The organism is Bradyrhizobium lablabi, assembly GCF_001440475.1.
GTDB classification, from domain to species: domain Bacteria; phylum Pseudomonadota; class Alphaproteobacteria; order Rhizobiales; family Xanthobacteraceae; genus Bradyrhizobium; species Bradyrhizobium lablabi.
On record NZ_LLYB01000046.1, the window covers coordinates 328,905 to 329,557 of the forward strand.

Annotated in this window: 1 protein-coding gene and 1 pseudogene; both read right to left on the bottom strand. The window is 67.0% G+C overall.

The window, feature by feature from the left end; genetic code table 11:
* Nucleotides 1–96: MBG domain-containing protein (locus CQ14_RS47540; RefSeq protein ID WP_283807202.1), on the bottom strand; the 96-nt coding region annotated here is incomplete at its 3' end.
* 8 nt (nt 97–104) lie between these two features.
* Nucleotides 105–620, bottom strand: a pseudogene (locus CQ14_RS45795) (MBG domain-containing protein); the annotation flags it as partial.
* Nucleotides 621–653 lie beyond the last annotated feature (33 nt).

Consider the following 653-nt stretch of genomic DNA (forward strand, 5'->3'; position numbering starts at 1 on the left):
CGTATAGGTCAGCGCATAGTTGCCCGAGGCCGCCAGCGTTCCTTGCGTAATGCCGTAGGTGCCGACATTGCTCGCGGCGGTCGCCGAGGTCGCCAGCGCACCCNGTCGCCATTGACGAGGCCGGCGCCGCCGACCTGATAGGTCAGCGCCGGATTGGCGTCGCCATACGCCCGGCTCTTGGCGTCGGCCGCTACCGTGATCGCGCGCTGGGTGACCGTGAGGTTGTCGCCCGCATAGGTCAGCGCATAGTTACCCGAGGCCGCCAGCGTGCCTTGCATGATGCCGTAGGTGCCGACGTTGCTCGAAGTCGTTGCCGATGTCACTAGCGCACCCGACAGCGTATCGCCATTGACCAGGCCGGCGCCGCCGACCTGATAGGTCAGCGCAGGGTTGGCATCGCCGTAGACGCGGCTTTTCGCGTCGGCCGTCACCGTGATCGCGCGCTGCGTCACCGTGAGGTTGTCGCCGGTATAGGTGAGTGCATAGTTGCCCGAGGCCGCGAGCGAGCCTTGCGTGATGCCGTAGGTGCCGACGTTGCTCGCCGTCGTCGCCGATGTCGCCAATGCACCCGACAGGCTGTCGCCATTGACGAGGCCGGCGCCGCCGACCTGGTAGGTCAGCGGCGGATTGGCGTCACCATAGGCGCGGCTCTT